The sequence below is a fragment of the Neobacillus drentensis genome, assembly GCF_036966985.1.
Taxonomy (GTDB): Bacteria; Bacillota; Bacilli; order Bacillales; family Cytobacillaceae; genus Neobacillus; species Neobacillus drentensis_E.
The window spans coordinates 1-7,338 of record NZ_JBALSN010000096.1; the positions used below are offsets into that span (position 1 = coordinate 1).

The 7,338-nt window shown below is 42.8% G+C and carries 7 protein-coding genes and 1 pseudogene; 5 read left to right on the top strand and 3 right to left on the bottom strand.

The features are described 5' to 3' along the window. The first annotated feature begins 124 nt into the window (after positions 1-124). The gene (locus V7659_RS06945; RefSeq protein WP_144554057.1) at positions 125-1,153 is read left to right on the top strand and encodes a cytochrome d ubiquinol oxidase subunit II; all 1,029 of its coding nucleotides are present in this window, start codon (positions 125-127) and stop codon (positions 1,151-1,153) included. A 12-nt stretch (positions 1,154-1,165) separates the two neighbouring features. Further along, the gene (gene cydS / locus V7659_RS32065; RefSeq protein WP_420491279.1) at positions 1,166-1,267 is read left to right on the top strand and encodes a cytochrome bd oxidase small subunit CydS; all 102 of its coding nucleotides are present in this window, start codon (positions 1,166-1,168) and stop codon (positions 1,265-1,267) included. A gap of 40 nt (positions 1,268-1,307) precedes the next feature. On the opposite strand, the gene V7659_RS06950 is transcribed toward cydS, so the two are convergent. From V7659_RS06950 to V7659_RS06960, 3 genes are all read right to left on the bottom strand, one after another. Beyond that, complete coding sequence (locus V7659_RS06950; protein WP_335539007.1) at positions 1,308-2,054, bottom strand: amino acid ABC transporter ATP-binding protein; 747 nt, start codon at positions 2,052-2,054, stop codon at positions 1,308-1,310. A 15-nt stretch (positions 2,055-2,069) separates the two neighbouring features. Further along, positions 2,070-2,663: an amino acid ABC transporter permease gene (locus tag V7659_RS06955; protein WP_335539008.1), complete on the bottom strand. Its 594-nt coding sequence runs from the start codon at positions 2,661-2,663 to the stop codon at positions 2,070-2,072. A gap of 64 nt (positions 2,664-2,727) precedes the next feature. Then, positions 2,728-3,504 carry an amino acid ABC transporter substrate-binding protein gene (locus V7659_RS06960; protein WP_335539010.1) on the bottom strand — a complete coding sequence of 259 codons (777 nt, stop codon included), beginning with the start codon at positions 3,502-3,504 and terminating at the stop codon, positions 2,728-2,730. 247 nt (positions 3,505-3,751) lie between these two features. Here V7659_RS06960 and V7659_RS06965 point away from each other — a divergent pair, with 247 nt between their 5' ends. From V7659_RS06965 to V7659_RS06975, 3 genes and pseudogenes are all read left to right on the top strand, one after another. Continuing rightward, complete coding sequence (locus tag V7659_RS06965) at positions 3,752-4,123, top strand: ArsR/SmtB family transcription factor (protein WP_335539011.1); 372 nt, start codon at positions 3,752-3,754, stop codon at positions 4,121-4,123. Continuing rightward, positions 4,116-6,175: pseudogene (locus V7659_RS06970) on the top strand (heavy metal translocating P-type ATPase). The gene V7659_RS06965 and the pseudogene V7659_RS06970 overlap by 8 nt, the downstream one beginning before the upstream one ends. Positions 6,176-6,312: 137 nt before the next feature. Further along, positions 6,313-7,251 carry a cation diffusion facilitator family transporter gene (locus V7659_RS06975; RefSeq protein ID WP_335539013.1) on the top strand — a complete coding sequence of 313 codons (939 nt, stop codon included), beginning with the start codon at positions 6,313-6,315 and terminating at the stop codon, positions 7,249-7,251. The last annotated feature ends 87 nt before the right edge of the window (positions 7,252-7,338 follow it).

The following is a 7,338-nucleotide window of genomic DNA, read 5'->3' on the forward strand; positions in this document are numbered from 1 at the left end:
TATTTGCTGGGCTTTATCTTGTCCTCGGTGTGGGCAGTGTGGTGGTCCTATGGCGGATGTTCCGAAAAAATACAGTGGAACAGGAACTGGCAGACCGTGCTTCAGAGAAAGCAGGTGATATATTTTGACACTTGAAATCATTGGAATCAGCGCATTAGGGCTGTTTCTTTTTGGATATATCATCATCGCGTCGATCGACTTTGGGGCAGGCTTTTTTAACGCATTTAGTACTTTAACGGGGAAACAGCATATTTTGACGAAGATTATTCAACGCTATTTATCGCCTGTCTGGGAAGTCACCAATGTGTTTTTAGTATTTTTCTTCGTCGGCATGGTTGGTTTCTTTCCAAAAACAGCTTATTACTTTGGGACCACCCTGCTTGTACCAGCTAGTATCGCGCTTATTCTACTGGCGATTCGAGGGGCGTATTATGCGTTTACCACTTACGGAGGGCTTAAGCATAAGCGGTACACCATTTTATACGGGTTAACGGGATTATTCATTCCTGCGTCGTTGTCTAGTGTCTTGTCCATTTCGGAAGGCGGCTTCGTGAAAATTGAAAATTCGGCACCGGTCCTCGATTATTGGGCATTGTTTACTAGCCCATTATCATGGAGTATTGTCGTCCTTAGTCTGACGGCGGTGTTATATATATCCGCTGTATTTTTGACTTGGTATGCCCATCATGCAAAGGACGAGGCAGCAACGAATCTATTGCGGAAATATGCGCTTAGCTGGGCCGGACCAGCAATTATCACTGCTGCAGGAATTATTTTTGAAATGAGGACACACAACCCTGAACATTATCAGCGATTACTCGACCTCTGGTGGTTGTTCGGGTTGTCGGTTGTATTCTTTGCGGGAACCGTGTATTTCATTTGGAAGCGTCGTTCCTATGGCCTTGCATTCTGGCTGCTAGTCGGGCAATTTGCACTTGCCTTTCTAGCCTACGGCGCGTCCCATTATCCGTATTTACTGTATCCGTATCTCACCCTGTACGACAGCTTTACCAATCAATCAATGGCGATTGCCTTGATTGTGGCTTTTATTGCAGGACTTGGATTACTTCTCCCGTCTTTGTACCTGTTGTTAAAATTGTTTTTATTCAATAAAGATTATGTCCAAGGAAATCGGAATGATGAACATGCTTAAGGAGGGAATGTGATGGATGATTTTTTGCTGTTTTATGCCCCGTTTCTGGTCATGTTTGCATCGATTGGCGTGGCATTTTGGGTGGCACGAAAGGATGATTCAGTGGAAAAATAAGAAAACGGCTGAGAAATCAGCCGTTTTTTGCGCTCTAAAATCACTTTAAACTACGTTTTAAAAAGGCTTTCGTTCGTTCATTCTTAGGGTTCGTAAACAATTCGACTGGCGAACCGGATTCAACAATCTCCCCGTTATCCATGAAGATTACGCGATTTGCTACTTCCTTGGCAAAGCCCATCTCGTGGGTTACGACAATCATTGTCATATGTTCTTCCGCCAAATCCTTCATGACTTTCAGCACCTCACCCGTTAATTCTGGGTCTAAGGCAGAAGTCGGCTCATCAAAGAGCAGAATTTCTGGATTTAACATGAGTGCCCTGGCGATAGCTACTCGTTGTTTCTGTCCGCCTGAAAGTTTTGCAGGATAGGCAGCGGCACGGTCAGCAAGCCCAATTTTCTCAAGAAGCTCACTGCTTCTCTTTTGTATACTAGCAGCCGATTCCTTCTTCAGCATTTTTGGGGCAAGTTCCAAATTCTCTTTCACGGTAAGGTGCGGAAAGAGGTTGAAATGCTGAAAGACCATCCCCATTTTCGCATTAATCTCTTTTAATTCTTGCGGATTTGCGTAGATGCCATTTTTGGCTAAATGCTTTCCAGAAACAACAATACTGCCGGCGTCTATTTTTTCAAGATGGACCAAACTGCGGAGCATCGTACTTTTTCCTGAACCAGATGGACCGATTACCGCAACAACATCATTTTTATGAACATCAAATGTAATATTTTTTAAGACATCTAAGTTGCCATATGATTTTTTTAGGTTAGATATTTCAATAACAGGCATCTTCACCGCTCCTTCTTATTCAAATTTGAACCGTTTTTCAAGCCCTTTAAAGACCATAGTTAACAGGAGCGTCATGATCAAATAAATAACCCCTGCCACAAAGAAAGGGACAATGGTGAAGTCACGATTGACCGCTGTTTGCGCAAAATGCAGCAATTCCGGTACAGCAACTGCATAAAGGAGGGCGGTATCTTTAACTAATGTCACGGATTCATTCGCAACAGATGGAAGGGCAATCCGGAACATTTGCGGCAGGATAACCCTCGTTAAGGTCTGCCATTTATTTAAACCGAGAACTTGCGAGGCTTCATATTGCCCCTTATCAATCGCAAGCAGCCCACCGCGGAAGATTTCAGCAAAATAAGCCGCATAGTTCAAGATGAAACCGATACATGCAGCCACAAAGCGATCCAAAACCAAATATTCACCAACCACTGGAATCATCGGCAGCCCGAAACAGATAAATAACAACTGGAGTAGAAGCGGTGTTCCACGCATGACATAAATATNNGGAATAGACACGACAATGGCAATCAAAAACAAGAGGATGGTCATCTGTGCCCCTTCGAGCATAGGTTTTAGTATGGAAATTAGATAATCAACAGACATTTGATGTTCCTCCAAAAGCAAAACAGGGTTCCCTGTGGAAATCCTGTTCGCTATATATTCATTATTAGTTTAAGACCTTATTTTCGCCAAACCACTTTTCCGAGATTTGGGCAGCTGTGCCATCCTCATTCATCTCGTCAAGTGCTTTTTGCAGGTTTTTCAGTAAGTCATCGTTTCCTTTTTTAACACCAATACCGTATTCTTCAGGGGCTAGTGATTCGTCAAGAATCTTGAAGGCTTCTTTTTCTTTCGACATGTAATAATCAATGACAACTTCATCAATAACTACCGCATCCAACCGGCCGCTCTTTAAATCAGTTAAAGCCTGGACATTATCTGCAAACTCGGTTACTGTCTTTATTTTCGCTTTGATTGGTGAAGCATCTAAAGCATCAGATGCGGAAGATAGTGTTTGCAAGCCGACTACTTTACCCGCTAAATCATCTAATTTAGATAGCTTTGAATCAGCCATGGTCACAACCACTTGGGCATTTTTTAAATATGGTTTTGTGAAAAGAACTTTCTTTTTACGTTCATCTGTAATAGTGTATCCGTTCCAAATAAGGTCAATTCTTCCACTGCTAAGTTCCGCTTCTTTTGTACTCCAATCGATCGGTTGGAACTTTACCTTTTTCCCCATTTTTTCTGCTGCTGCATTGGCATAATCAATATCAAAACCAACAATCTTGTTATCTTCATCTCGGAACCCCATTGGAGCAAATTTATCATCGATCCCAATGACCAACGTGTTGTCCTTTGCTTCAGATGTCTTAGAAGAACAACCCGTAAGGATGGAGAATAATGCTGCCATAACTAAAACAATCGTTGATATACGTTTCATATTTCAACTACCACCTTATCTATTATTAATTTACTTTAGTACGTTACCGTATTATTACTCTAACATATTATAACGCTATAACATTATGGAATACAATAGCTCGATTAATAGTGGGAAAATTAAAAATATTATTTGAATGAATGAACACTTTCTTTTTGAATGAATAATGTGTAAAAAGATTGACACTCAAACCACCATTTGAATATCATATAATCAAACGAACATTTGAATGAAGAGGGTGACCAGAATGAAAGAGCGAGATGTCTGCGAGGTTACCTGTGTGGATCATGAGAAAACCACTCGGGTTCAACAACAACTTGAAAAAGATCAAAATATCCCTGAAGTTAGCAAGCTCTTTAAAGCGTTATCTGATGAAACACGCTTGAAAATTGCCTACTCCTTGACCCTTGAAGAAGAGCTCTGCGTCTGTGATGTCGCTAATATCGTTGGGGCAACAACAGCTACAGCCTCTCACCATTTGCGACATCTAAAAAACCTTGGGCTTGCGAAATATCGGAAAGAGGGGAAGCTTGTTTATTATTCCCTTGACGATGACCATGTGAAGCAATTAATTCATATCGCGGTTGCTCATCAGGAGGAGGTGGCCGGCCGTGGGTGAAACAGTTGAAAAACAAATCTACCGAGTCCAAGGACTTTCCTGAACCAGCTGCGCCGCAAAGTTCGAAAAGAACGTCCAACACCTGGATGGTGTGGTTGATGCAAAGATTAACTTTGGAGCAGCAAAGCTCACAGTCTATGGAAATACGACTTTAGCAAATATAAATGAAGCGGGTGCATTTGATAAATTGACCATTTTTCCGGAAAAAGAAACCCCGCCAGTCAGCAGCAAAAAACCATTTTGGCAACGTTACGGCCTTTTAGGGCTGTCATTGTTGTTCCTTATTGCTGGCTATCTTTATTCCTTAAATACCCTTTTCGCAGCTGCTATTTTACTAGGAGGATTCCCTCTTTTTAAAACCGGTTTGAAAAATTTACTCCGGCTCGATTTCGATATGAAAACGCTGATGACGGTGGCGATTATCGGCGCTGCAATCATTGGTGAGTGGAGCGAGGGGGCAGTGGTTGTTCTCTTATTTGCGATTAGCGAGGTGCTGGAAAGCTACTCTATGGATAAGGCGAGGGCTTCGATTCGATCCCTGATGGAGCACGCCCCGACAGAGGCACTGGTTCTTAGGAATGGAAAAGAAATTACCTTGAAAGCAGAAGATATCGAAATCGGTGATATCATGGTCGTAAAGCCCGGACAAATGATTGCGATGGATGGAGTCATTGTTGACGGGGCTTCAAATGTCAATCAGGCAGCGATCACCGGTGAATCGGTTCCTGTAGAAAAAGCCATCAATGACGAAGTTTTCGCTGGCACGTTAAATGCAGAAGGATTTTTAAAAGTAAAGGTTACTAAACTGGTTGATGATACAACTATCGCAAAAATTATTCATTTAGTAGAAGAAGCGCAGGCAGAAAAGGCTCCATCCCAGCAGTTTGTGGATCGGTTCGCAAGGTACTATACACCAGTCATCATGGTGGTGGCGGCTTTGGTGGCGATAGTTCCGCCGCTTCTATTCGCGGCCAGCTGGCAGGAGTGGATTTACCAAGGTCTTGCTGTATTAGTTGTCGGCTGCCCATGTGCCCTCGTCATCTCTACCCCTGTTTCAATTGTCACAGCAATTGGGAATGCCGCCCGTAACGGTGTGCTGATTAAAGGGGGGAACTTTTTAGAGGAAGCTGGCGCACTCGAGGCGATTGCGTTTGATAAAACGGGAACCCTGACAAAAGGTGTTCCAGTCGTAACCGATTATATTAAGTTTAGTGGCGATGAAAATTTATATGATATCGTTGCATCATTGGAAAGGAAATCACAGCATCCCCTTGCCACGGCTATCATCAAAAAGGCAGCCAATTCCGACTTTCCGGTAGATGAATTTGCTTCGATCACTGGGAAAGGTATTATAGGTAAAGTGAATGGAACGGAGTATCGTGTGGGGAACACAAAGTTATTCACAAACATACCTGAAGAGATTATGCAACAAATTATGACCCTGCAAAATCAAGGGAAAACGGTTATGATTGCCGGAACCTCAACGGAAGTCCTTGCCTTAATTGCGGTAGCGGATGAAGTTCGAGACAACAGCCGAATGGTCACCGAACAATTGCACCACCTAGGAATTAAACACACGATATTGCTTACGGGTGACAACGCTGCAACCGCTGAGACAATCGGCCGCCATGTTGGTGTGACCAGCATTGAGTCGGAGCTGCTTCCACAGGATAAATTAGCTTTTATTAAAAAATTTAAAGAACAATTTGGTCGAGTTGGAATGGTCGGTGATGGGGTAAATGATGCGCCAGCGCTGGCAGCCGCTACAGTAGGGATTGCGATGGGCGGGGCAGGACGGATACAGCCCTTGAAACGGCGGATATAGCCTTAATGAACGACGATTTAAAAAAGCTGCAATTTACCATCAAGCTAAGTCGTAAAACCCTGCAAATTATTAAGCAAAATATTACCTTATCATTAGTTATTAAGCTTTTAGCCCTTCTGCTGGTTGTTCCGGGCTGGCTTACTTTGTGGATAGCTATTTTTGCTGATATGGGTGTGACCTTACTTGTTACCATTAACGGTTTACGACTTTTAAGGGTAAAGGAATAGGTAGATTAAACTGGCTGTTTTAGGGTATGTATCGAAAAATAAAGATTGGAAAACACTAGCCTTAATCGTAATATTTTCGGTTTAGAAACAGATAAATAAATGAGCCACTCTAGCCAGAGAGCTCCGGGGGGATAAACATGGGTCATCACCATCACGGACATTCACATGGCCATTCGCATGGTCATTCACATGGTCATTCACATACGAGTAATAAAAAGGCTTTGTTGAGTTCCTTCATATTAATTGCTGCCTTTATGGTAGTTGAAGTAATTGGTGGTCTGTTAACAAATAGCTTGGCGCTTTTGTCAGATGCAGGTCATATGCTGAGTGATGCTGCCGCACTTGGGTTAAGCTTTTTTGCCATCAAGCTCGGTGAGAAACAGGTATCGCCGGAAAAAACGTATGGCTACAAACGATTTGAAATTATCGCTGCAGCCCTGAATGGCTTAACTCTTGTGGTTATTTCCATCTATATCTTTTTTGAGGCTTTTCAACGCTTCTTCAATCCTCCAGAGGTGCAAAGTACTGGAATGCTGATGATATCTGTAACGGGGCTGCTCGTTAATATTATCGCTGCTTGGATATTAATGAAGGGTGACAAGGACGAAAACTTGAATGTCAGAAGTGCTTTCTTGCATGTTCTCGGAGATATGCTAGGATCGGTGGGCGCGATTGTTGCCGCATTATTGATCATGTTTTTCGGTTGGGGAATAGCAGATCCGATCGCGAGTGTCATTGTTGCTGTCTTGATTCTCCTAAGTGGGTACAGGGTTATGAAGGACTCGTTTCATATCTTAATGGAGGGTGCGCCATCACAGATTGATATCAGTCTTGTGAAAGAGGAACTTAAAAAGGTCCCATTGGTTAAGGAAGTCCATGATTTGCACATTTGGACAATTACCTCTGGGTATCCCGTCTTGAGCTGCCATATTACCATATTAGATAACGGTGTTCATGATGAAATCCTCTCGCAATCTCAAAAGATCCTTCACGACCAATTTCACATCGAACACAGCACCATCCAAGTAGAAAAAGAAGCAAACGGCTGCCCTAGCCCGCATGGAACATGTAACTAAGAATCCCTGATACCAATCAATAGTGTTGCGCTATCGTGTTTTGTCCTTCGGTGCCCTTCCGAAGGACATTTTACTTGCTTCCCGACT

What these genes read in the sequence shown, in the direction of transcription:
- cydS (WP_420491279.1), top strand. Translation starts at nt 1,166, where the DNA reads ATGGATGATTTTTTGCTGTTTTATGCCCCGTTTCTGGTCATGTTTGCA.
- V7659_RS06950 (WP_335539007.1), bottom strand. Translation starts at nt 2,054, where the DNA reads ATGCCTGTTATTGAAATATCTAACCTAAAAAAATCATATGGCAACTTA.
- V7659_RS06960 (WP_335539010.1), bottom strand. Translation starts at nt 3,504, where the DNA reads ATGAAACGTATATCAACGATTGTTTTAGTTATGGCAGCATTATTCTCC.
- V7659_RS06965 (WP_335539011.1), top strand. Translation starts at nt 3,752, where the DNA reads ATGAAAGAGCGAGATGTCTGCGAGGTTACCTGTGTGGATCATGAGAAA.
- V7659_RS06975 (WP_335539013.1), top strand. Translation starts at nt 6,313, where the DNA reads ATGGGTCATCACCATCACGGACATTCACATGGCCATTCGCATGGTCAT.